This window comes from Paenibacillus ottowii, assembly GCF_050516475.1.
In the GTDB taxonomy this organism is placed as follows: domain Bacteria; phylum Bacillota; class Bacilli; order Paenibacillales; family Paenibacillaceae; genus Paenibacillus; species Paenibacillus ottowii.
Genome location: NZ_CP191577.1, coordinates 1258542 through 1282735, shown reverse-complemented (window position 1 = coordinate 1282735; position 24194 = coordinate 1258542). Strand labels below are relative to the sequence as shown.

General features: G+C 46.2%; 16 protein-coding genes and 1 tRNA gene. 10 read left to right on the top strand and 7 right to left on the bottom strand.

The annotated features are described in order from the left end of the window. Positions 1-15: 15 nt before the first annotated feature. The 5 genes from ACQQ6X_RS05995 to ACQQ6X_RS05975 all read left to right on the top strand — a co-directional run bounded on the left by ACQQ6X_RS05995 (position 16) and on the right by ACQQ6X_RS05975 (position 6854). Positions 16-1698: an extracellular solute-binding protein gene (locus ACQQ6X_RS05995; protein ID WP_305164589.1), complete on the top strand. Its 1683-nt coding sequence runs from the start codon at positions 16-18 to the stop codon at positions 1696-1698. A 186-nt stretch (positions 1699-1884) separates the two neighbouring features. Next, the gene (locus tag ACQQ6X_RS05990) at positions 1885-2775 is read left to right on the top strand and encodes an ABC transporter permease (protein WP_016822416.1); all 891 of its coding nucleotides are present in this window, start codon (positions 1885-1887) and stop codon (positions 2773-2775) included. Positions 2776-2802: 27 nt separating this feature from the next. Continuing rightward, positions 2803-3681, top strand: a complete 879-nt coding sequence (locus ACQQ6X_RS05985; RefSeq protein WP_149033604.1) for a carbohydrate ABC transporter permease — start codon at positions 2803-2805, stop codon at positions 3679-3681. A gap of 28 nt (positions 3682-3709) precedes the next feature. Then, the gene (locus tag ACQQ6X_RS05980; RefSeq protein ID WP_305164588.1) at positions 3710-5791 is read left to right on the top strand and encodes a beta-galactosidase; all 2082 of its coding nucleotides are present in this window, start codon (positions 3710-3712) and stop codon (positions 5789-5791) included. Positions 5792-5801: 10 nt separating this feature from the next. Then, positions 5802-6854, top strand: coding sequence for a glycoside hydrolase family 53 protein (locus tag ACQQ6X_RS05975; protein WP_305164587.1), 1053 nt, complete (start codon positions 5802-5804; stop codon positions 6852-6854). Positions 6855-6947: 93 nt separating this feature from the next. On the opposite strand, the gene ACQQ6X_RS05970 is transcribed toward ACQQ6X_RS05975, so the two are convergent. From ACQQ6X_RS05970 to ACQQ6X_RS05955, 4 genes are all read right to left on the bottom strand, one after another. Next, positions 6948-8711 carry a methyl-accepting chemotaxis protein gene (locus ACQQ6X_RS05970; protein WP_305164586.1) on the bottom strand — a complete coding sequence of 588 codons (1764 nt, stop codon included), beginning with the start codon at positions 8709-8711 and terminating at the stop codon, positions 6948-6950. A gap of 364 nt (positions 8712-9075) precedes the next feature. Further along, a complete protein-coding gene (locus ACQQ6X_RS05965; protein WP_305164585.1) occupies positions 9076-10035 on the bottom strand; it encodes an AEC family transporter in 960 nt (319 codons plus the stop codon). 97 nt (positions 10036-10132) lie between these two features. Further along, positions 10133-11851, bottom strand: coding sequence for an NAD-dependent malic enzyme (locus tag ACQQ6X_RS05960; RefSeq protein ID WP_305164584.1), 1719 nt, complete (start codon positions 11849-11851; stop codon positions 10133-10135). A gap of 333 nt (positions 11852-12184) precedes the next feature. Further along, on the bottom strand, positions 12185-13402 hold the full coding sequence (locus ACQQ6X_RS05955) for a nitrate/nitrite transporter (RefSeq protein ID WP_305164583.1): 1218 nt from the start codon (positions 13400-13402) through the stop codon (positions 12185-12187). A 437-nt stretch (positions 13403-13839) separates the two neighbouring features. Here ACQQ6X_RS05955 and nirB (ACQQ6X_RS05950) point away from each other — a divergent pair, with 437 nt between their 5' ends. Further along, on the top strand, positions 13840-16014 hold the full coding sequence (nirB, locus tag ACQQ6X_RS05950; protein ID WP_305165061.1) for a nitrite reductase large subunit NirB: 2175 nt from the start codon (positions 13840-13842) through the stop codon (positions 16012-16014). A 106-nt stretch (positions 16015-16120) separates the two neighbouring features. Further along, the gene (nasC, locus tag ACQQ6X_RS05945; RefSeq protein ID WP_305164582.1) at positions 16121-18301 is read left to right on the top strand and encodes an assimilatory nitrate reductase catalytic subunit NasC; all 2181 of its coding nucleotides are present in this window, start codon (positions 16121-16123) and stop codon (positions 18299-18301) included. A 23-nt stretch (positions 18302-18324) separates the two neighbouring features. Here nasC and ACQQ6X_RS05940 read toward each other — a convergent pair whose 3' ends face one another. Then, positions 18325-19398 carry an anthranilate phosphoribosyltransferase gene (locus tag ACQQ6X_RS05940; protein WP_305164581.1) on the bottom strand — a complete coding sequence of 358 codons (1074 nt, stop codon included), beginning with the start codon at positions 19396-19398 and terminating at the stop codon, positions 18325-18327. A gap of 20 nt (positions 19399-19418) precedes the next feature. Beyond that, positions 19419-20021 carry an ANTAR domain-containing response regulator gene (locus tag ACQQ6X_RS05935; protein ID WP_305164580.1) on the bottom strand — a complete coding sequence of 201 codons (603 nt, stop codon included), beginning with the start codon at positions 20019-20021 and terminating at the stop codon, positions 19419-19421. A 446-nt stretch (positions 20022-20467) separates the two neighbouring features. Between ACQQ6X_RS05935 and nirB (ACQQ6X_RS05930) the strand changes: the two genes are divergently transcribed. Next, the gene (nirB, locus tag ACQQ6X_RS05930; protein WP_305164579.1) at positions 20468-22900 is read left to right on the top strand and encodes a nitrite reductase large subunit NirB; all 2433 of its coding nucleotides are present in this window, start codon (positions 20468-20470) and stop codon (positions 22898-22900) included. A 12-nt stretch (positions 22901-22912) separates the two neighbouring features. Then, a complete protein-coding gene (nirD, locus tag ACQQ6X_RS05925) occupies positions 22913-23242 on the top strand; it encodes a nitrite reductase small subunit NirD (protein WP_305164578.1) in 330 nt (109 codons plus the stop codon). 276 nt (positions 23243-23518) lie between these two features. Here nirD and ACQQ6X_RS05920 read toward each other — a convergent pair. Beyond that, positions 23519-23590, bottom strand: a tRNA-Val gene (locus ACQQ6X_RS05920). A 141-nt stretch (positions 23591-23731) separates the two neighbouring features. Here ACQQ6X_RS05920 and ACQQ6X_RS05915 point away from each other — a divergent pair. Beyond that, positions 23732-24175 carry a GNAT family N-acetyltransferase gene (locus ACQQ6X_RS05915; RefSeq protein WP_305164577.1) on the top strand — a complete coding sequence of 148 codons (444 nt, stop codon included), beginning with the start codon at positions 23732-23734 and terminating at the stop codon, positions 24173-24175. The last annotated feature ends 19 nt before the right edge of the window (positions 24176-24194 follow it).

Here is a 24194-nt window from a genome sequence, read left to right as displayed (position 1 = left end):
TAGAGGGGGAACAAGATGCGAGTTCATTCGAAAAAAAAGCTATTGTCGTTACTCGCCGCAACGATGGTATTGGGAGTTGGCCTTGTGGGCTGCTCAGGCACAGGAAATGATGGAAATGCGGATAGCGCAGCTAAAACTGAAAACGTATACAAAGAAAAATACAGCCCTGAAGTAACCATTTCCACGGTATGGGGGGTAGATCCCACCTTAAAATTTAAAAATGGAGAATCTATCGAAAATAACGTTGCGACAAAATGGGCAAAAGAGAAATTCGGGATTCATGTAAAATCACTATGGTCTGTCACGGATACAAACGGTGCATTTGCTACCAAACTGCGTTTGGCGATGTCCTCCGGCCAGGAGATGCCTGACGTCGTTGTATTGGGAACGGAGAATGAGCAACTGGCTCAGGATATGATCGATTCCGGTATGTTCGCTGAGGTTGGTCCATTGTTTGATAAATACGCCTCGGATTCCTGGAAGCAGGCCATGAACCAGGATACGAACGTATGGAATCAGTATAGCCGGGATGGTAAAAAAATGGGTATCCCTGTGCTTGATTTCGCCTATAACCACGATTATGTATTGTGGGTACGGCAAGATTGGTTGGATAAGCTGGGTATGAAGGCTCCTGAAACGATGGATGATCTGGAAAAAGTGATGGAGGCCTTTAAAAACAAAAACCCGGATGGACTGGCTCCAGACAAAGTAATTCCGCTCAGCATCGGGTTTAAAACATCCATGAACACTTGGATGGGTGACCCATCCTGGGTTTTCGGGGCTTATGGCACACTACCCCAGCAGTGGAACAAAGGTGCAAACGGCAGCCTGGAATATGGCTCTGTGCAGCCTGGCATGAAGCCGGGTCTGCAAAAGCTAAGCGAGTGGCTCAAGAAAGGGTATATCCCTCAGGAAGCAGCATTGTGGGATGAAAATAAAACGGCAGAGCCTACAGTTGCAGGGACAGCCGGTATGATTCCGGGGCCGTATTGGATGAGTGGCTGGCCGCTTCAGGATACAGTTAAAAATGCGCCGAGTGCTGTATGGAAGCCGATCAAGATTCCAGCAGGACCGGACAACAAAGCCATGCGCCATGGGACACAGTACACTAATGGCGTCGTACTTATCAACAAACAGATGCAGCATCCTGAAGCTTTCTTCACATATCAAAATTACTTGTTTGACCATTATGCAAATGCCAAACCGGACGGTGATTTGTCGAATGGGTTGTTTAAGGGTTACGATTATGATTTAGATGCCAATGGAAAGCTGATGTCTATTGATAAAATACCGGGCGGTTATGTGAACTCTATTCGTTATTTGCTGGTTCGGGATGGCGCGCGTATACCTGATGCCCAAATGAAGGCTTTGTTAAGCTTGGCTAACGGCGCAGAACCAAAAACCAGGCTGGAAAAGGATGTAATGGTGAATTACGGGAAAGACACTCCTGCTGCAGCCAAAGTGCTTATGGAACAGAAGGATATCTCTATGAAAGATCAGTTTACAGGACCTACCACGCCAGCCATGAAGGCTAAAAAGGATTATCTAGATAAGATTGAGAGCCAAACCTTCAATGAAATTATTTATGGCAAACAGCCGATTTCTGCTTTTGATACCTTTGTACAGACGTGGAAAGCCGCTGGTGGCGAACAAATTACAAAGGAAGTAAATGAATGGTATAAGAGCGTCGAGAAGTAAAACCATTGTTGTTGCAAAACCAATTAGGAGGGCTGTCCCAAGGTGGACAGCCTTTTTACTTCAGCTTCACTGGCTTAAATAAAAATGATTGCTTTTGTGCCATGTATGTTGGTTTTTTGAACTGTTGGGACTGCGAAAACGCTTTTATAATTGAGGTATACCATGAGAGTTACAGGAGGAACTGCAATGAGAAGTCTGCAACGTACGTGGCCATTTCATATCATGTTGCTGCCAGCCATCATTTTCTTAATTGTATTCAGCTACATTCCGATGGGCGGCATCGTGATGGCCTTTCAAAATTACAAGCCATGGCTAGGCATAACGGGTTCCGAATGGGTTGGACTGGATAATTTCCGCTTTTTGTTCCAACGGGAGGACAGTCTTCAGGTTGTCTGGAACACGCTGATTATTGCGGTGTTAAAGATGTTTTTCAACCTGCTGGTGCCGTTTGTTTTTGCTATACTGCTGAATGAAATTCGCAAGGTCGGACTTCAGCGCTCTATTCAGACATTGGTATATTTGCCACACTTTCTGTCATGGGTGATCTTGGGCGGAATTCTGATTGATCTGTTGGCTACAGATGGATTTATGAACCGAATTCTTGGAAGCATAGGGATTCAGCCCATCTTCTTTCTAGGAGATAATAACTGGTTTCGTTTTACCGTCATTGTATCGGATATATGGAAGGAATTTGGCTACAATACGATCGTATTCCTCGCTGCACTGGCGGGTATCAATCCTTCGTTATATGAGGCTTCTGAAATGGATGGAGCAAGCCGGTGGAGACAGACGCTACACATTACAGTACCTTCATTGATTCCGATGGTGGTCGTTGTTGGAACACTTGCACTTGGCAATGTTCTGAATGCTGGTTTTGACCAGATTTTCAACCTTTATAATCCGCTGGTATACCAAAAAGGCGATATCATTGACACATTTGTTTACCGGACAGCATTAATCAATGGGGAGATGGGCTTCGCTACCGCCATTGGATTGTTCAAATCCGTAATCAGTATGATTCTCATTCTGATATCTTATCGGCTTGCTTACAAATGGGCAGGTTACCGCATATTCTGATTCCACAAGGCTGAAAGAGGGAGAGTCATGTATCATAAAACAACGCCATATCGCATCTTTAATGTATTGAATATTTGCTTGCTTGTGATTTTGTCCATCATGTGTATCGTTCCGCTGATTCATGTGTTGGCAGTATCATTTAGTGCGAAATCCGCAGCAGATGCCAATCTGGTTGGACTGTGGCCAGTGCAGTTTTCATTGGAAGCCTATAAGAAGACGATGAACAATCCGATTTTTTTGCACTCCATCTGGATTTCTGTCTGTCGGACTGTGCTCGGGACCGGCTTGACGCTACTGATTACCTTTTTAGCCGCTTATCCGCTTTCAAAGGAAACAACCGTGTTCCGTAGTCGAAACGTGTATTCATGGCTATTCGTATTCAGCATGATTTTTAACGGTGGACTGGTTCCATTTTATATGGTGATTCAAAAGATCCATCTTATGGACAGTTTCTGGGTACTTGTTTTGCCAGGAGCGGTCAATACATTTCTGGTCATTCTTATGCTGAACTTTTTTAGAGGTATCCCCAAAGAGATGGAAGAGGCTGCATTGATCGACGGGGCAGGGCATTTTCGGACATTGTTTAGTATTTTCTTACCGGTATCCATGCCTTCTATCGCGACGATTGCGCTGTTTAGTATGGTATTTCATTGGAACTCATGGTTTGACGGTCTGCTCTATTTGAGCAACGCAAAGGATTATCCGCTGGCAACGTTCCTGCAAACTGTAATTATACAAAAGGACATGAGTTCGATGAGCATGAGTCCCAAAGAGATGGAATTACTTTCACAAACGACGGTTAACGCAGCACAAATTTTTATTGGTGCAGCGCCTATTCTTATTGTATATCCATTTTTACAAAAGTATTTTGTTAAAGGTATGACGCTAGGTTCCGTCAAAGAGTAATAGAACTAATCAAAGGAGATGATTTGCAATGACATATTCAAACATAACCAAGTATCCTCCCATTAGTGAGCGAGTTCCGCGTATGCTGCATGGAGCGGACTATAATCCGGAGCAATGGCAGCAATATCCAGAAGTGTTAGCGGAGGATATCCGCTTGATGAAATTAGCCAAATGTAACGTAATGTCTGTCGGCATTTTTTCATGGGTTTCATTGGAGCCTGAGGAGGGCGTATTTACGTTTGAATGGCTGGATCGTATTTTGGACTCCTTTGCTGAAAACGGAATCTATGCGTTTTTAGCTACTCCTAGCGGAGCAAGACCAGCCTGGATGTCGCAAAAATATCCTGAGGTGCTGCGAGTAGGGGCTAATCGTGTCCGTAACTTGCACGGTTTTCGGCATAACCACTGTTATACGTCGCCTGTCTATCGGGAAAAAGTACGTATCATGAATACGAAGCTGGCTGAGCGTTACGCTAATCATCCTGCTGTTATTGGCTGGCACATTTCCAATGAATTTGGTGGAGACTGTCACTGCGATCATTGTCAGGAGGCATTTCGCGCTTGGGTGCAGGACAAATATGGTACGCTGGACAAGCTTAACCATGCATGGTGGACGACCTTTTGGAGTCATACAGTTACGGATTGGAGTCAAGTGGAGTCTCCGGCACCTCACGGTGAAACTCAGGTTCATGCCATGAATTTGGACTGGAGACGGTTTGTAACCGATCAGACCGCTGACTTTATCAAACATGAGATTGTGCCGCTCAAGGCTGCAAATCCTGACATTCCAGTCACAACTAATTTAATGGAGTTTTTTGAAGGATTGAATTACTGGAAGTTTGCAGATCTGCTTGATGTAATATCCTGGGATAGTTACCCGACGTGGCATGACCGTGAAGGAGATGACAGCCGTCAGGCTGCGAGAGTGGCTATGATGCATGACATTATTCGTTCCATTAAAGGTGGGAAACCTTGGATGCTCATGGAAAGTACGCCAAGTTTAACGAATTGGCAAGATGTTAGCAAGCTGAAGCGGCCGGGTATGCATCTCCTATCGTCTTTACAGGCTGTAGCGCACGGCTCCGACACCGTTCAATATTTTCAATGGCGGAAAAGCCGCGGTTCGAGTGAAAAGCTGCATGGTGCGGTCGTCGATCATGTCGGTCATGAGCATACGCGGGTATTCGGGGATGTGACAGATGTTGGTCATGCGCTGGAAAAACTGGAGGAGGTGATTGGTACATCCGTACCGGCTGAGGCCGCAGTCATATTTGACTGGGAGAACCGTTGGGGAATCAATGATTCACAAGGGCCGCGGAACAAGGGTGTGAAATACGAGGAGACGGCTGAAGCACATTATTTCGCATTATGGGAGCAGGGAGTGCCGGTAGATGTCATTGATATGGATGCAGATTTCTCCAAATATAAGTTTCTGGTCGCTCCAATGTTGTATATGGTCCGCAGTGGCGTAGGAGAGCGCATACAGAAATTTGTTGAAAACGGGGGCATATTCGTAGCGACCTATTGGTCCGGCATTGTCGATGAACATGATTTGTGCTTCCTTGGAGGTTTTCCAGGTCCGCTTCGTAAGACACTGGGAATCTGGTCGGAAGAGATTGATGGATTGCATGACCATGATCGTAACTACATTATACCGGTTGAAGACAATGAGCTGAATCTACGGGAGGAGTATGAAGCAGTAGAATTGTGTGATCTTATTCATACGGAAGGTGCAGAGGTACTGGCTGAATACGGGACAGACTTTTATGCAGGCCGCCCGGCTTTGACGGTGAATCGTTTGGGGCAGGGAAAAGCTTATTACATCGCATCGCGCAACACTGGATCATTCCATAGTCATTTTTACAGAAGTTTAATTGATGATGCAGGTCTCAGTAAGGCACTCAATGTGCAGCTGCCACATGGAGTGAATACGGCAATTCGTACTGATGGAGTTCATGATTATATTTTTATAATGAATTTTACGCATAAGCCGCAAGAGATTACATTGGATGGACGAACTTATGCAGATATGCTTGAAAATCATGTGATAACAGACAGCAGCGTTCAATTGGGTGCCTATGCTGTTAAGGTTCTAAAGGCAGAGAGATAGGGGATGACTTATGAAAACAGGTAAACGTATGATGGTATTTGCGATGTTGATCTTGTTATCCAGCTTTTTGTACCCATTGGGCTCTGTGGGAGTGGGTGCGGCTTCGGCCGCCCCTGCTTTCGCCAAAGGAGCAGATATAAGCTGGGTTGCAGGGATGGAGGCCCAAGGTATGTCCTGGAAGGATAAAAAAGGGGTTCGCCGTGATGTGCTGCAAATTTTACGGGATGATTATCAGATCAATTCGGTTCGTATTCGTGTATGGGTGAACCCTGACATGAAGGATTATGCAAGCGGATACATGAATGCCGAGAAGGCGGCAGAACTTGCACAGCGAGCCAAAAAGTTAGGCATGAGCGTTATGCTGACCCTGCATTATAGTGATTCCTGGGCTGATCCGGGACAGCAGAATAAACCTTATGCATGGCGTAATTTTACATTTACACAGCTTATGGATGCGGTCTGGTCTCACACCGTCTATGTTATGAATACGATGAAAAGTAAGGGTGTGACACCGGACTGGGTGCAAATTGGCAATGAAACGAACAATGGAATGCTCTGGGATGACGGCAAAGCCTCGGTGAATATGAAAAACTATGCGTGGCTTGTCAATACGGGGAACAATGCTGTTAAATCAGTAAGCAGCAGCACGAGGACGATCGTACATTTAGCTAACGGGGATAACGATTCCGTTTTAAACTGGAATATTGGTGGATTGATTGAAAATGGAGCTCAGTTTGACCTTATTGGACTGTCTCTATATCCGTCTCCTTCTGACTGGCAGGGTAAGGTAGATCAAACGATTACCAATGCCAATAGTCTCATTGCAAAATACGGGAAAGGCATTGTCATTAGCGAAATTGGAATGGATTATAATGAACCTGCTGCTTCCAAGGCATTTATTTCTGCAATCAAAACGAAGGTTCGGAGTATTGGAGGCGGCAAAGGCGTGGGCGTATTTTACTGGGAGCCGGCTGCAACCCCAGGTTATAATCAAGGTTATAACAAAGGTGCTTGGCAGGCTGACGGTAAGCCAACCTCAGCGATGGAAGGCTTCTTAAACTAAAGAAGCATGTAAGAGCATAACAAAGAACCTCTAATGCGCATTCTATGCAGATTAGAGGTTCTTTATTGTTATGAGGATTGAATAATTATACTTTTAAACTTCCCGGTTTACTTTGAAAAATGAAATGAGCTCTTCCAACTCCTCGGACATCGATGTAAGCTTGTCCGAAGCTTGGACAATGGAAGCCATTGACTCCGTTTGTTCTCCAATGGTTTGCTCAATTTGTTTACTGCTGCTGACTGTTCTGCTAACGGTGGAGGACAGCTCGTCAGAGGTAGCTGACATTTCCTGCGTGCTGGCTGAGATTTGCTCAGTTGCGCTGGATACCTCCTGGATTTGTGACGACACTTTATTGGACGCTTCTAAAATCTCAGAGAACATTTGGCCTGTCTGCTTCGTAACTTCCAGTCCAACATGAACTTCTTTTGTGCCGAGACTAATGCCTTTTACGGTTTGTTCAATCTCTTTTTGAATTTCTTCAATAAGCTCTGCAATTTGTTTGGCGGACTCTTGAGACTGCTCAGCCAAATTACGCACTTCTCCCGCCACTACTGCAAAACCCTTGCCTTCTTCACCAACTCTGGCAGCTTCAATTGATGCGTTGAGGGCCAGCAGATTCGTTTGGCTGGCAATGCCGGTAATGATGCTTACAATACTACTGATTTCGTTAGAACGATTCTGCAGTGCATTCACGGAATCAACTGTACTTTCCATTGTAGTTGAGATGGAGTCCATTTGAGTGGATAGCTTTTGCGCTACCTGATTGCCCTCAACGGAGCGTTTTTCCATAGAATAAGCTTGATCCGCTACAGAAGAGGAGCTTTCAGCAATGGTTTGGATCACTGTAGACATTTCATTCATAGCCCTGGAGCTTTCAAGTGCTGCGTGATCTTGAGCTTCAAGTCCCTGAGTTATTTCCCGAATATTGCTGTTAATGATGTTTGTATTCGTACTGTTTTTCTCGCTAATGCTTAACAATTCCTGAGCTGATCCTGTTACTTCTTGCGTCGTATCCTGTACTTTCACCATCGTATCGTTAAGACGTTTAATCATCGAATTAAATTTTTGATTGATAATACCAAGATCGTCTAGGCCTGTCTTGATTTTTACATTCAGATTACCCTCGCTGACTTCCTCAATCCCCTTCATCAAGGAACGAATTGGGGAGAGAGTGCGTTTTACCAGCAAGTATTGAATTGTCAAGAAGATAGCCAGAAACAGAATGAGCAACGAAACACCATATAGAAGCAACTTATGAAGCCCCGCAGGGACAGAGTTCGCATCTACGTCAAAGAAAATTGCACTTGTGACTTTACCGCTTGCATCTGTAATCGGGTACACAATAGTAGTCCATGTGCCATATTCGTCTGTATAAAAGCTGCTCAATGCTGATTCATTGGATTGAAGCATTTTATTTACGGCTTCTACATTTTCGTTAGGAAGAGTGTACATGTCCCCGATATTCATCTTCGAGGTTTGGAAAGCTTGAACCAAATTAGTGGGAACGCCAATAATGGAGGTTTGATTTCCTTCTTTTAGTTCTGTCCCAAATATGTAAGCTTGGGCGACATTAGGATAAAATGTGTGAATAGAATCTAGAAATTTGCGTAATTCCTGTTGAACAGAACCGTTATAATCTTTTTCGCTTAATGCTTGTTCTACTTTTGTTTTGTCGACATCTTCTGCCCATTTTTTGGTCAATACTTTGACCTGGTCTTGCAGCTGCGTGGTGAGAATGTTCTTTTGAAGTATATAGCTAGATGTGATAAGAATAGCACCTATTAATACGATGTTAAGAAAAGATATTAATAGATTTTTACCAAAAAAGGACATAGTGCTCCACTTCAAGTTTTTCACAAGTTTCTTCTCCTTTAAATTTTATTTAATGCGACAGTACAGCTATCCCTTATATATTTCGTCAATTTCCTTTATAAATGTTAGCGATTTATTGCAATTGGGATATACTTACGGATTGATAATGGAAATTTTAATTAGAAACGACAAAATGTATGTAACCCACCAAACATAAAAAAACGGCAACCCACATTCAATAAATGTAGGTCACCGCTGGTTGGTAAAACGGGAAATAATGATGCTTTCGATTCACATTAAATTGCTTTATTGTTGTAACAATATTTAAAAAATAAGATAAATAAGGACGAACGGATGCCCTTCATTCTTTTTATACCAGTCTTTTGCTGAGTGTTAGAACTTTCTGTCATTATACAAGCAGTGAAATGAGCAGAGGAATCGTAATAAGCGATACTACAGAGCTTATAACAAATGCAGATGCTGCTTCGGTTTCCAGTGATTCATAGCGGGTCGCAATCATAGCGGCCACAGCGGAGCCGGGAAATGCGACAAGCAATACGGCTTTGGTCACATCCTCAGAGGATAGTCCGATCAGAATAGCAATACCGAGCATAACTACAGGCATCACGATGGCTTTCAGTACAGCGATACTAAGTGCTTTTGGACTGAACGTAATCTTTTTAATCCCAATAGTTACCCCGATGGCAAAAAGAGCTGTACCCGAAGTAATATTACCGATTTGATCAAACATGGATTGTAAAAGTTTCGGTGCTTGGAATCCGCATAAAGTGAGTACAACACCAATCAAGGGTACACAAGCTAGCGGCTCGCTGAGTCCATGTAAAACAGATTTTATAGTGAATTTAAATAAGTTGCCTTTATTATCGTCGGATTGTGTTGATTTACGCTGGCCAACCGTTCCCAAAATACTTGCAAGCGGATCGAGAATTGCATTAACAACAATACCGGTAATCGCAATAGGAATGGCGACAACTGCACTGCCGAACAAGCTTCCCAAAACTGGAATCCCCATGAATGCAAAAGAGGGCTGGGTTGAATTCAATGCGAACATGGAGGATTCTGTCAGGCCCTTTTTGAAGATTAAGCGATATAAGACGAGCAATACGATATAAAAGCCGATTATCCCAAGCAGCAAAGTAACAAGAAAGGGCCATTTTTGGATTAATGTCTCTCTTGGTGTCGTCGTAATACCAATAAACAAGTGTGCAGGTAAAGCAAATTTGGTTACCAGTGTATTCAATCCCTTAGAGGATGCTGGGTTAAAGGCCTTGAATAAACCTGCGAAATAACCAATTAAAATGACAAAGAAAATAGGAATTAAGATGATAAAGATATGACCTGTAGCCATGATGTCGCCTCCAATGAAGATGTCCGCCAAAAATGGCGGACATCAGTTAAATAATCACTTTGCTTACAGCATTAGATTTTGATGTTGTTCGCTATTTTTAAACCAGAACGGCTTCCTGTCCATACTGTTTGATGGGTTTATAGTTGCACTCCCACATGGAACCCCGAACCGCTTGTACGATATCGTCTGGGATATGACGCGCAACACCATCTTGAACTGCCGCCTTAGCAACTGCTACGGCAACAGCTTCAGATACTTCTCGCAGTTCGTTGATTTTTGGCAGCAAGGAAGCACCAGGCTGTGACAGATCAACCATTTGAGCGACTGCATGTGCAGCTGCTGCAAACATGCTATCTGTTATTATTTTGGATTTTACTACGATTGCTCCAAGACCAAGGCCCGGGAATACGAACGCATTGTTAGATTGCCCAATTTCAAACGAAATATTATTGTAAATTACTGGCTCAAAAGGACTTCCTGTTGCAATGAGCGCTTTTCCTTCCGTCCAGTGGATCAGATCATGAGGAGTAGCCTCCGCCAGTGGAGTCGGATTGGACATTGGCATAATAATAGGACGTTCTGTATGCTTGGCCATCTCTTTAACGATTTCCTCGCTAAATGCTCCCGCAACACCGGATGTTCCGATCAAAATCGTCGGTTTCACACGGCGGACGACTTCAAGCAGAGAAATTTTCCCATCTTCAGCATGCTCCCAGTCACGGCATTCGGCCGCATCACGCACATAAGGGACCTGGAACGGCAAAAGACCTTCTGTTTCATTCGTAAGCAGGCCGCGGTAATCATAAGCCCAGAAGTTACGTCTTGCTTCAGCTTCTGACAATCCTTCCAGCATCATGGCCGCACTAATTTGGTCAGCATTGCCGATTCCGGCAGCTCCTGGGCCAAATACGAGAACCCGATGCTTGCTCAGAGGGATTCCGGACAATTGAACACCAGACATCACACCTGCGAGCGTAACGGCGCCAGTACCCTGAATATCATCATTAAACGTTAAAATATTATTCCCGTACTTATTAATAATATTCCGAGCATTGACGTTACCCAGATCTTCCCAGTGAAGCAGTGCGTTCGGGAAAGAAGACAGTGCAGCTTGAACATAAGTATCAATAAATTGATCATATTGTTCTCCGCGTACACGTTTATGACGGTTCCCCATGTATAAAGGATCTTCTAACAGCTTTTCGTTATTTGTACCTGCATCAAGTACAACGGCCAACACCCGACTAGGATCAATACCAGCAGCGGCTGTATATACAGCAAGCTTACCAATAGAGATGTTAATACCGCCAACTCCCCAGTCCCCGATTCCCAAAATACTTTCAGAATCTGTGGCTACAATCAGGTCGATATCATCAGGACCCAAGTTGAGGTTCTTAAAAGCGTCTTTGATGCCAGCAAGATTATCAATAGATAAATACATACCGCCTGGTTTATGGTATTCATGACTGTATTCCTGAATAGCCTGACCGACTGTTGGGGTATAAACAATTGGGAGCATCTCGCTCAGATGTTCGGAAAGCAAACGATAATAGAGAACGGTATTGCGATTAAAAAGATCATTTAAGGCAACGTTTTTACGTAAATTATCTGGTTGGCTTTGAAATTGCTCGTACACCCGTTGAACCTGTTCCTCAATTGTTAATATGGTAGGAGGAAGAAGGCCGTCAAGTCCGAGCTGTTGACGTTCTTCCAGCGAAAAAGCCACTCCTTTGTTCAGCAGTGGGTTGGCCAGAAGATCTTTTCCGGTTAATTTGGTTTCGATCGTTCCGTCTTCCGTAACATGAAAAGCACGCATTTTCAATTCCTTCTTTCTAAAAAAATACATTTGGTAAATCCTTGAACAATTCGTGAACAAGTATACGCCTTATTTTAAACCAAGTGAACAAGTATGTTGTGTGAAAAATGGTTATATAAGTGTTTACATAAGAAAAAATATGAAAATGAAAGCGGTTTTCAATGATTTTCAACTGAAAAATTCATTAAATTTTCATAATATTTTCGGTAAATATTCATCAAATGTGACTTTTTTTATAGCTCTTATAATTTGAAAAGTATGTATGAGCGATAGCTTAACTTCATTTTCTATAAACGAAGTTAAGCTATATTTTATTGTAGGGATAATTAAGAATCAAACACTTTCATTAGCAACTGGAGTAGAGCGTCGCATCCAACTGTTACGCCATTTCAATTGCATGGTGATGACGAGGACAAGAGCACAGAATGTGATCAGGCTCAGGCAGATGAAGCCCGGCATGTAAGAGCCCGTTAATTTGTATAGATGGCCCAGAATCAGGGGAAGAAAGTACCCGCCTATGCCGCCAGCAGCACCGACGATACCGGTCATGAGTCCGATTTCGTTGCCGAATCGTTGCGGCACAAGCTGGAATACGGAGCCGTTGCCCGCACCAAGGCACATCATTCCTACGAACAGCAGAACTACAACCATGGCAAGTGGTGGTAAAAAAGCAATGCTGGCGAGCATAATCCCGGCACCGGCATACAAGTACATTAACATGCGTGAACCACCGATCCGGTCGGACAAAAAGCCGCCTACGGGGCGAAAAAAGCTGCCGGCAATGACACAAACGGTCGTAAAATCAGCGGCATGTACTGCGGAGAGACCGTATTGAGTATTAAAGAAAATGGTCAAATAATTAGACAGGCCGACGAATCCGCCGAACGTCACGCAATAAAAGGAGCAAAACACCCAGGCATCCCTCTGTTTGAGCACTGAGGCATATTGCGACAGACTTTTTGGTGCCGGGCGATGAGGGCTGTTGCGGGTAAAAATACTGAACAGAACAAAGACGATGAAAATTGGAATGATGGCCAAGCCAAAAACGATCTCCCAACTACCAAAATGCTGGGCAATGCGGTTGGCGAACAAAGTTGCGAGGACGGTTCCACTGTTGCCAGCACCAGCAATTCCCATGGCCAGCCCTTGATGCTCTTTGGGGTACCATTGGCCAGCCAATGGTAGTGCAGCTGCAAATGAAGCTCCAGCCACACCTAAAAGCAGGGCGACAACATACAACTGCTCCAGCGAATCAACCCACAGCCAGCCGAGCAGGAGTGGGATGATCGTGACAAGCATACCAATCTGCCCCGTGAGCTTCGGCCCCATATAATCCGACATGAATCCAAGCACGAGTCGCAGCAGGGAACCGCTAAGTATCGGTAGAGCGACAAGATTGGCTTTTTGTACAGGGTCCATTGGATAGTCATGAGCAATGACAACGACCAACGGTCCGATCATTCCCCATATCATAAAGCTAATATCAAAATACAGAAAGGAGCCAAATAGGGTGGGTTTGTGTCCGCTGTGCCAGAAACTTTTTTTCTTCATTCTCAATCTCTCCTCTTCTATTGTTGTTTGTAATGCCCAGGCCTCAGATTTCAGCCCAGTTGAACATAAAAAGCCGCAAATCGTCCCGCCATTGATATCTGGGAACGTTTTGCGGCTTCATTGCCGTGTTGGATACACCTCATTGTGCATCGTTTGGGTATGTTCACATGGTGGTGATTTTAATTCAAATTATAAAAAGGTATTTTATTTGTGTCAATATACATAACATTAAATTCGAAATAAATTAAAAAAAGATTGGAAGTATAGGTTTTATGTATTAAATGTTGACATAACACTCACAATCCAGTAATCTAAAGTGCATATCGGCACAACGAGGTGTCGACATTTACGGCAACGGTGCCCTTTTCCATAGATCATGGAGAAGGGCTTTTTCTGTCTTGTTTTGTTTCAATTCGGAGAATGGGGCTGGATTTATGATGATAAAAAGATTGGTCGTCATCGGTAATGGTATGGCAGGCATCAAATGTGTGGAGGAAATTCTTGGTCTGGAGCCGGAACGATTCCAAATCACCATATTTGGCGCAGAACCGCGACCCGGGTACAACCGTGTGCTCCTGTCCAAAATGCTTCAGGAGGAGAGTTCTTTCAATCATATCGTCACCCATAACTGGGACTGGTATGAAGAAAATGGAGTAAAGTTGCAAGCTGGTGAACGCGTGTGTCGTATTGATGTGAAAAGCGGTACGGTGGAAACAGAATCCGGCATTCAAGAGCCTTATGACATTCTCATACTAGCAACTGGCTCATTGCCTTTCATACCTCCCATCTCTGGAGTCCAAAAGGAGGGAGTCATCGCTTTTCGTGATGTGGATGACTGTGAAACCATGGCGAGATATGCCAAAACGTACCGCAAGGCCACCGTCATCGGAGGAGGGCTATTGGGGCTTGAGGCTGCTCAAAGCTTGCTGAATTTAGGAATGGAAACGGACGTTGTTCATAATGCGCAGTATTTAATGAATCGTCAGCTTGACCGTACTGCGGCTGTACTTTTACAACGGCGGTTGGAGCAACAGGGCATGCGGTTTCATTTGGCGAAGGATACGGTCCGTATTATCGGCCGTAACCGAGCACAAGGATTAATGTTTGCAGATGGGAACAGATTGGAAACGGATTTGGTCGTGCTGGCGGTTGGTATCCGGCCCCATATCGAATTAGCTCAGGACAGTGGTCTGAAGGTAAACCGTGCCATTGTCGTGGATGATTATATGCGCACGAGTATTCCTTGTATTTACGCAGCTGGCGAATGTGCTGAGCACCGCGGGATTTCATATGGGCTGGTGGCGCCGCTATATGAGCAGGCCAAAGTGCTGGCAAAAGTGATTTGTGATCATAAAACGGCTCCCTATGAAGGGACGGTCCCGTATGCACAGCTCAAGGTGGCGGGGATTCATGTATTTTCTGCCGGAGACATTCGTGAAGAGGGAAACGAGATCGCGATCATGGAGTATAACGGAATGCAGGAAATTTACAAAAAAGTGATGATGCGCGCCGGCGCTATCACTGGAGCTATTTTGTTCGGTGATACGGCGGAAAGTACCTCACTGCTCGGCATGGTACAGCGCGGCGCGCCAGTTACAGAGATTATATCCCAGGATAATATCAAAAACAAAGCGGAGGATGCAGCAGAAGCACTACCCGAAAGAGAGACGGTATGCGCGTGCAACGGCGTGAGCAAGGGAGATATTTTGCGGGCAATCGCCACGGATAAGCTGAAAACGGTAGAAGAGGTGAAGATCCGAACCAAAGCATCCAGTTCCTGCGGAGGCTGCCGACCGCTAGTGGCTGCACTGGTCAAAAATGGTTTGTCCCGAGTGACGGCTTCTGAACCTGTGGTTACTACGACTATCCAAGAAGTTGTTCCTGTGTGTGGTTGTACGCATTACGATCATGATTCGCTCAAGATCGCGATGGTGGATAAAGTCTGTCGAACTCCAGAGGAAGTGATCTCCCGTCTCGGTTGGACCAGACAGCAGGGGTGTGAATTATGTCGTCCGGCTGTCCTTTATTATCTGGAATCTCTAGGATTACAGGAGAGATTAGCGACAGAACAGCTGAGTGGAGGCATTGTGAATCGGCCCACTGTACCATACGAAGGGGAAGCAGGTCCTGTGAGCCTGAGTTTTACAAATTTGAATGCTGAACGTCAGGGGGGTGTTGGTCCTGCCCCAATGGATCAGGCTTTTGGTGGGGTGATCTGGCTAAGAGAGCGGCTGGCGGCAGTATGGGGAAGTCTTTCATTACCGTCACCGATTGAGATTGCTGTTAGTCCAGGTTCGGAGTATCCCGGCGGTGTGCTTGTCCATGACATGGGTATCTCCAGATCGCCAGCAGGTTGGGAGGTGTATGCCGGTGGACATGCGGAGCATCCGGTTCGTCAGGGGTTGCTGCTTGGACTAGAGGAGAATCCGGAAGAAGTGGTGCTGATGGTTGTAACCTGTTTGCAAATTTACAGGCATAGTGCGCGATACGGGGAGAAAATGTGGGAATGGATTGAACGGACTGGCATTCTAGCGCTGCGGGAAAGTGTACTCGATGTTGCTTTGCGCCATGAACTGACGGGTAGCCTGCGGTCCGATATGTTGACGGGTTAACGGATTCTGATATGTCGAGAGGTTCGCGGATGGAGTGGGAATTGTAGCGATAGATTCGTAGGCGAAGAAGATAACATTGCGGCGTATGGAGAGGAGGGCGAATTTTATGTGTCAGTCAAGAGATAACAAGCTGAAAGCCGGTCAATACGTCGCCCCTCTAGTGGAGACACAGTGTCCATTTTGCAGCGTGCAATGTAAGATGACCGTCAGTACGGAAACGGAGGCACTCGCAGGTATCGTTCGAACGGTGTATAAAGCGGAAGGAAAACCTAATGCAGCCTCGCAAGGCAGGTTGTGCATCAAGGGTATGAATGCCCATCAGCATGCAACTCATCCAGAAAGGCTGACACAGCCCTTGATGCGCAAAGAGGGCAGGCTTGTTCCGGTCCCGTGGGAAGAAGCGCTGGATGCTGTAGCTAGTAGTTTCTCTTCACTGCTGTCTAAGCAGGGTCCTGACGGAATTGGCATTTACGGCGGAGGCTCGCTATCGAACGAAACGGCTTATTTACTCGGGAAATTTGCCAGAGTGGCTATAGGTACGCGCTATATTGACTATAATGGGCGCTTTTGCATGTCGGCAGCAGCATCCGCTGGCAGCAAAGTGTTTGGTGTGGATCGCGGATTGACCTGCAGGCTGGCCGATATTCCGTTAGCTCGTTGTATTGTGCTTGCAGGCACGAATATCGCTGAATGTCAGCCGACGTTAATGCCTTATTTTCACCAAGCGAAGGAAAATGGTGCATTTATTATCATAATTGACCCGCGCGCTACACCTACAGCAGCAATCGCCGATCTGCACCTGCAAATCAGACCGGGTACGGATGCTGTGCTGGCGAATGCCATGCTAAAGGTCATCGTGGATGAGGGATTGGTAAATGAAGAATTTATCCGCAAGCGGACCAAGGGGTATGACCAACTATTGATTCATTTGAATGAACTGGATTTGAACGAAGCGGCTGCGCTGTGCGGAATTGAGGCAGACATGATCCGGCAGGCAGCACGTGCCTTTGGCAGTGTGGAGACGGGTATCGTTTTTACGGCCAGGGGGGTCGAACAGCAGATCGATGGACATATGGCGGTGCGTGCATTTCTTAATCTCGTGCTGGCCACCGGAAAGATTGGAAGGGAAGGATGCGGTTACGGGGCCATCACGGGTCAGGGAAACGGGCAAGGTGGGCGAGAACACGGTCAAAAGGCTGACCAGCTTCCTGGTTACAGATCGATTGAGAACGAAGAAGACCGCGCCTATGTGGCATCCGTATGGGGAGTAGACCCAAGTAGTTTGCCAAGTAAAGGAGTGTCCGCCTATGAGATGATGGAGCTTGTTCATCAGGGAGGAATTCAGGCTCTGTTCGTGATGGGCTCGAATCCGGTTGTATCTAACCCGAATGTCCGACTGGTGGAGGATGCGCTGAAAAAGCTGGATTTATTGGTTGTGGCCGATATGTTTCTCACTGAAACGGGGCGGCTGGCCGACGTTGTTTTGCCTGTGACGTCTTATTTGGAGAATACGGGGACGATGACTAATCTGGAAGGCCGCGTTTTACTAAGGGAAGCGGTTCGTCTAGCGCCGGGCGAGGCTAGAGATGACTGGAGCATTTTATGCCAGATAGCTGCAAGACTGAACAAGGGTGGCTACTTTGCCTATAAGGATACAGAGGATATCTTTGAAGAACTGCGTCTCGCTAGCCGGGGGGGTCTTGCTGATTATTACGGGATCACTTATGACAGGTTGCGTCGTGAGGAAGGGGTATATTGGCCATGCCCGTCTACGGATAAAGCTGGTATGGATATGATGTTTCGGGAAAGCTTTGCTCTTTCCGACCGAAGGGCTGTTTTTACAGTGGTTGAAAGCTGGGGAGCAGGAGAGGAAATATCCGAGGAATACCCGCTTACTTTAACGAATGGCCGTGTGCTGACTCACTATTTGACCGGTGCGCAAACACGCAGAAGCCCTTCGCTGGCCGCGCGTGAGATTGAGAATTATGTAGAAATTCATACGCGTACAGCGCGGCGCTGGTATATCAGGGATGGGGAGTGGGTGGAGATAACATCCCAGCGCGGCAGCTTTACTGTCCGAAGCCGGATCAGGCCGCATATTCGCGAAGATACGATTTTCGTACCTATGCATTGGGGCGGGACACAAAATGTAAATCAGGCGACCCGCCCCGACCTTGATCCGTTCTGCCGGATGCCCGGGTTCAAAACGGCTGCTGTGCGCATCCGGCCCCTTCGTCTAGCTGTATCTGCAAACAGGGGACATAACGAGGAGTGGTCCCAATTCTAGAGCACGACCGTATAATGCTGACTTTATAAACGTGAACGGGTTTCGGATGTGCCGACTCCCGTTTTTATTTCTTTACTCAACATAGCTTCACGCCAGCGGTAGTACAATTCCCAGGCGCGCCCGTTTTCTAGCAGCGGTTTGCAAGTGTACAAACCTTCCTCAATGGAGTCGACTCGCCCTGCGACGAACAGTCGGACCGCACCGTTGAGCAACACTTGATTCGAGAAGGCTATAGGGGCTGTGCCTTGCAGCACTTCTTCTGATATACGCAGCTGTTCAGCAGGAGTCCAGTTGTGTTCTGGCACTACCGAATCCAACCCGTACATTTCGGGATCTATAACCTGGAGTGACACCTCACCGTTAGCAAACAGGTAAGTCCGGGTTGGTCGATCAATGAACAGGTCCTCTGATCCTTCGCTTCCCTGGACGATCAGTGCCCTGCGATAATTCAGCTTCTGCATAACTTTCGCCGTCTTGTCGAACACGGTGTTGTGGAAAACGCCAAATACAATATACGGGGAAGAACCGTAATCCATTAGTTTCTCGGTTGTGTTCAGTACTGTGCGAAGCCCCAACTCTTCGCGAATAGGTCGCAGCTCTCGCAGGGGCGTGCACCATTGTTCAGAAACGACGAAAAGCACACCTGTCTGCTTCGCGGCATGAATGGCGGTTTCGTGGGTCATATCCGCAGATGTTACCCCCATCTCTTGTAACAAAAGTGGGAGTGTAACCCCCCATTTGGGAGGGAGAGGTGTACTGCCATGCATCGTTACAGGTATTCCGTTCGAGGCAAGTAGAAAGGCGGTTGCGAAGGTGGCCATAAAAGATGACTTCCTACCATCGTACGGACCCGCAAAATCAATGCCTCCCTGCATGGGAAAGCGGTGGGAGTATTTACGACAGACATTAACGAATGCTTCCAGCTCGTCAACACTCTCAATTTTGATGCGTTCCGCGGTAAAAAAGGCTCCCATTTGAGCAGGGGTTGCTGACCCGGTCATAATCAGTTCAGCAGCTGCCTCGGCCTCGGCGTAGTTCAGATCACGGGCGCCTCTTTTGCCGCGCCCAACTTCTTTTAATAGTTCAATCATATTCACGTGCAGGTCTCCTTTCAGATTTATGCTTTTAGCATTTGGTGTGCTTTCACGATGGCGATGGCCACATCAACGATTCGTTTGCGCTCATTCATCGCTTTTTTACGCAGCAGATCATAAGCCACCGCTTCTGGAATGCCGTTTACTTCGCCAAGGATCCCCTTCGCCATATCAATCCATTTGCGTTCTTCCAGCCGAGCGGTCAGTTGTTTTCGTTCACTTTGCCAGTGCTGGCGTTCAAAAAAGCGTTTGGCGCTAAAATGAAGAGCCCAATTCAGCTCATGGGCTACCATCGTAGGGAGTAGAATGCCGTCGACAGTCGCATCTGCTTCGCAAGCCTCCGTCGATGACTGCGCGGATATCGCGCTGCACCACCATAGCAACGGAATTGCTCTGGTTTGCTCTAACCTGCTGCTCCACATACTGATTGTGCCGACGGGTATGTTCAGTACTGCCGCATCTGCATTATGGATAAGCTGTTTGATTTCAGATTCATTGCGGCAGGGCAAAGGCAGGTATCCGTTGGACGCTAAAAGGTGCTCAGGTTCTGTTTGCCATGAGGGAATGGTGTCTGCCTGCTCGGATGCAGGGCCAGCATGTGAGTGAATTACCAACAAGGAACGCAAGCGGGCTCCTCCTCTCTTTAACATGAAGGGTAAGTTAAGCATGAGGATTGAAGATCTTGATAAGAAATGTGACATATGACTTTGTGAGATGATTTTACTTTTCCATCATAATGAAGTAGAAACGGACTTTTAAACCATTTTGGCGTGTTTTGAACTGAAAATCAATCCTAATTTTGTAGAAGAGTGATATTTTATACGTCATGAATATGTTACTTAGTGATAAAATATATTTTTTGTGAGATTATGCGTGAGGAATATTGACATACGATTTGAATCGTTATATATTGGCTACAGCACTTTTAAATTTCATACTCTGATGGATACAACGGTGTATTCGATGAAACGGCAATGGAGCCTGTTTTTACATGTGAGGGATGTTTTGCATCCTGTATGTAAAGCAGGCTTTTTTATGTTTTCAGGATAAACATGGGAGAGGGAGTGACCTAATGAGCTACATTCAAAAATTAGTACTGGTCGGTAACGGAATGGCGGGGATACGCACTCTCGAACATTTGCTGAAGATTGCACCAGGTGCTTATGAGATTACAGTATTCGGGGCCGAGCCCCATCCAAATTATAATCGGATCATGCTGTCCTCTGTTCTGGCCGGAGGAACTGGCTTGCAGGATATTATCATCAACGATTGGAGTTGGTATGAAGACAATAATATCCGATTATATACCGATGATCCTGTCACAGCGATCGATACGAAAAAACAGCAGGTGACATCACGCTCCGGTAGATGTGTCCCTTATGATTTATTGTTGTTGGCAACAGGCTCTAAAGCCTTCATCTTGCCGTTACCAGGAGCCGATAAGGATGGAGTGATCGGTTTCCGAGATATTCGGGACTGTGAGACGATGATGGAGACGGCGAAGATGCACAAAAAAGCAGCCGTCATCGGCGGTGGATTGCTTGGACTAGAGGCAGCCCGCGGACTGCTCAATTTGGGGATGGATGTTACCGTGATTCATATTAACGACTATATTATGGATCGGCAGCTGGATGAGGCCGCTTCCCTTATGCTACGACGCGAGCTGGAGGAACAGGGAATGACTTTTCTGGTCAATAAGCGGACGACAGCTATTACAGGGCGTCGCCGCGTAGAAGGATTGAAGTTTGCTGATGGCAGCGAACTGGAGGCGGATTTAATCGTCATGGCGGTAGGCATCAAACCAGATATTAAACTGGCGCTGTCGGCGGGAATCCCCGTAAACCGCGGCATCATCGTAAATGATCACATGGAAACGAATATCCCTGGCATATATGCCGTTGGAGAATGTGCAGAACACCGGGGAATCACATATGGTCTGGTTGCCCCATTATATGAGCAGGGGGGTGTACTGGCCCAGCGGCTCGCAGGAATAGAGACTCCCGGTTACAGTGGTTCCATCACCTCGACAAGATTGAAGGTATCGGGTGTCGATGTGTTTTCAGCAGGAAATTACAAGGATGAGCCAGAAACACGATCCCTGCGTTATCAGGATGATATTGGTGGCGTCTACAAAAAAATCGTCGTCAAGCAAGAAAAACTGATCGGAGCCGTCCTGTTTGGAGATACGTCTGACGGTGCCGTGTTGTTTTCTCTAATCAAAAGTGGCGAGTCGGTGGTTGGTCGAGAGAAAGAGTTGCTACTGGGCTTCAGCCCTGATCAAGCAGAAGGTAATAGCGTCATGACGCTAGAGCAGATGCCTGAAGACGAAATTGTATGCGGATGTAACGGTGTTTCCAAGCGTGACATCAGAGAAGCGATTGCGGCTGGGTGTGGGAGTCTCGGGGAAATTAAGGCCTGCACGAAGGCATCAGCATCATGCGGCGGCTGCAAGCCAGTAGTGGAGGGGATCTTACAGCTGTACGCAGGTGTAGAAACCGGAGAAGCGATGAAAGAGGGGATATGTGGTTGTACGACACTTGATCGGGAAGCGATTATTGATGGTATCCGGGACATGGGGTTGAAGAGCGTCAAAGAAGTGATGAACGTGCTGGACTGGAACGAACCTGAAGGATGCACCAAATGCCGTCCGGCCCTCAATTATTATCTGGGTATGCTGTGGCCCCTAGATTATGAGGATGAAAAGGAATCCAGATTCACAAATGAAAGGTACCATGCCAATGTCCAGAAAGATAGCACCTACTCTGTGGTGCCCCGCATTTATGGAGGAGTTACGTCACCTGCCGACCTGAAGAAGATTGCTGTTGTCGCGGAAAAATACAACGTGCCTCTGGTTAAATTTACGGGTGGCCAACGCCTTGATCTGCTTGGGGTAAAAAAGGAAGATTTACCGGGAATCTGGTCTGAGCTAGATATGCCGTCGGGATATGCATATGGAAAGACATTACGAACGGTCAAGACGTGTGTGGGTAACACTTTTTGCCGCTTCGGTACTCAGGATGCTATGGGCATGGGGATAAGGTTAGAAAAGGCATTTGAACGTCTGAATGCGCCATCCAAAGTCAAACTGGCTGTGTCAGGCTGTCCACGCAACTGCGCAGAAGCGACGATCAAGGATTTGGGTGTTGTCGCTATTGACGGTGGCTGGGGGATCTACATTGGAGGTAACGGCGGTATTAAGGTGCGCGCAGCAGAACTGCTTTGTACCGTTAAAACGGAAGATGAAGTGATGGAATGGACGGGTGCCTATCTGCAATATTATCGTGAGCAGGCGAATTGGAACGAGCGTACAGCTCATTGGGTGGAACGGGTAGGCGTGGATTCGATCAAACAGGTACTAGCAGATGCGGAGACGAGGCAGCAACTGGTAACCAGAATCGAGGAGACGTTAGGCACAACGACTGATCCGTGGCACGAAATCATTCATAACGAAGAGCTGCGCAAAAATTTTGTACAGCTGCCGGAGCTTAAGATAGTAACGGAATAGGGGGAGGACCAAATGGAAACCAATACGACAACCAATAGAATCAGGATAGCAGATCTGAACGAAATTGACCGACGTGGAGCAAGGACCGTTCGCATTCATAACACAGAGATAGCCGTATTCCGCCTCAGTGACGGTAGCGTGCGTGCGCTTGAGAACCGTTGTCCGCACAAAGGGGGACGGCTGTCCGAAGGAATGATATGTGGGTCGGTGGTCCATTGTCCGCTTCATGACTGGAAAGTCGACCTGCCTACCGGCCAAGTGCGAGAGCAGGATACTGGATGTGTGACCACTTACCCGACGGAGATTGACAGTGAGAGTGGAACTGTTTTTATCGTAATCTAGGGGCATCAGGTTTTTTGTGCTAGGAGGCTGGGCTTAGTTGTCCTTCTATATAATAGAAGAGATACGTATTGCCGAACAATTCTTTAGAATTCAATCTTAGTGAAAAAAAGAAATTGATGCTTAAGTGTAGCGGTAGAGTATATAAGAAAGTCAACCTTATTTCCGGTTGGCTTTTTTGTCGCTTAAATCTTAAACAGACCAGTTTCTCTTTTCAGCACAATTCGCTTTATCTCTAGAAAAACAAAAAAAGCCTTGAACATCAAGGCTTTTGACGAATAGGACGGATGGGGATCGAACCCATGACCCTTACCCTGTCAAGATAATGCTCTCCCGCTGAGCTACCGTCCTGTAGTTACTAGATAATATCATGTATTAGCCATATATGTAAAGTGAAAAAATAGAAATCAGCCTGTACTTCATGACTATTTATATATATAATTCAAATTTAGCGAGTTTACAATTTGAAGTTACTGATAGGAGGAACAGACGATGGCCGCAGAAATTATAACTGTAACAACAGAAGAGCAACTACAGCAGGCAATATTGATCCGTACCAAAGTGTTTGTCGAAGAGCAGAAGGTTCCTCTAGATCTTGAGATTGATCATTATGACAAGCTGGGAGATACCGTCCATCATTTGCTAATTTGTGAACATGGCGAAATGGTGGCTACGGGCCGGTTAACATATTATGATGAAGATACAGCTAAAATGCAACGTATTGCCGTTCTCAAGGAGCATCGTGCAGCAGGTTATGGACGTGTGCTACTGCTGGCACTGGAGGAACGTGCACGTGAACTTGGGCTGAGATACTCGTTGTTAGATGCCCAATGTCAAGCTGAGAAGTTTTACGAAAAGCTTGGCTATGAAACGATCTCCGATGAACCTTTTGACGATGCAGGAATACCGCACGTGCGTATGCGTAAAAAGTTGTAGTCAAGCACAGGGTGCATAC

Excerpts from the sequence above, each read along its gene's own strand:
- ACQQ6X_RS05990 (WP_016822416.1), top strand. The coding sequence starts at position 1,885 with ATGAGAAGTCTGCAACGTACGTGGCCATTTCATATCATGTTGCTGCCA.
- ACQQ6X_RS05980 (WP_305164588.1), top strand. The coding sequence starts at position 3,710 with ATGACATATTCAAACATAACCAAGTATCCTCCCATTAGTGAGCGAGTT.
- nirD (WP_305164578.1), top strand. The coding sequence starts at position 22,913 with ATGGAAACCAATACGACAACCAATAGAATCAGGATAGCAGATCTGAAC.
- ACQQ6X_RS05995 (WP_305164589.1), top strand. The coding sequence starts at position 16 with ATGCGAGTTCATTCGAAAAAAAAGCTATTGTCGTTACTCGCCGCAACG.
- ACQQ6X_RS05965 (WP_305164585.1), bottom strand. The coding sequence starts at position 10,035 with ATGGCTACAGGTCATATCTTTATCATCTTAATTCCTATTTTCTTTGTC.
- ACQQ6X_RS05960 (WP_305164584.1), bottom strand. The coding sequence starts at position 11,851 with ATGCGTGCTTTTCATGTTACGGAAGACGGAACGATCGAAACCAAATTA.
- ACQQ6X_RS05975 (WP_305164587.1), top strand. The coding sequence starts at position 5,802 with ATGAAAACAGGTAAACGTATGATGGTATTTGCGATGTTGATCTTGTTA.
- ACQQ6X_RS05955 (WP_305164583.1), bottom strand. The coding sequence starts at position 13,402 with ATGAAGAAAAAAAGTTTCTGGCACAGCGGACACAAACCCACCCTATTT.
- ACQQ6X_RS05915 (WP_305164577.1), top strand. The coding sequence starts at position 23,732 with ATGGCCGCAGAAATTATAACTGTAACAACAGAAGAGCAACTACAGCAG.
- nirB (WP_305165061.1), top strand. The coding sequence starts at position 13,840 with ATGATAAAAAGATTGGTCGTCATCGGTAATGGTATGGCAGGCATCAAA.
- ACQQ6X_RS05985 (WP_149033604.1), top strand. The coding sequence starts at position 2,803 with ATGTATCATAAAACAACGCCATATCGCATCTTTAATGTATTGAATATT.
- nirB (WP_305164579.1), top strand. The coding sequence starts at position 20,468 with ATGAGCTACATTCAAAAATTAGTACTGGTCGGTAACGGAATGGCGGGG.
- nasC (WP_305164582.1), top strand. The coding sequence starts at position 16,121 with ATGTGTCAGTCAAGAGATAACAAGCTGAAAGCCGGTCAATACGTCGCC.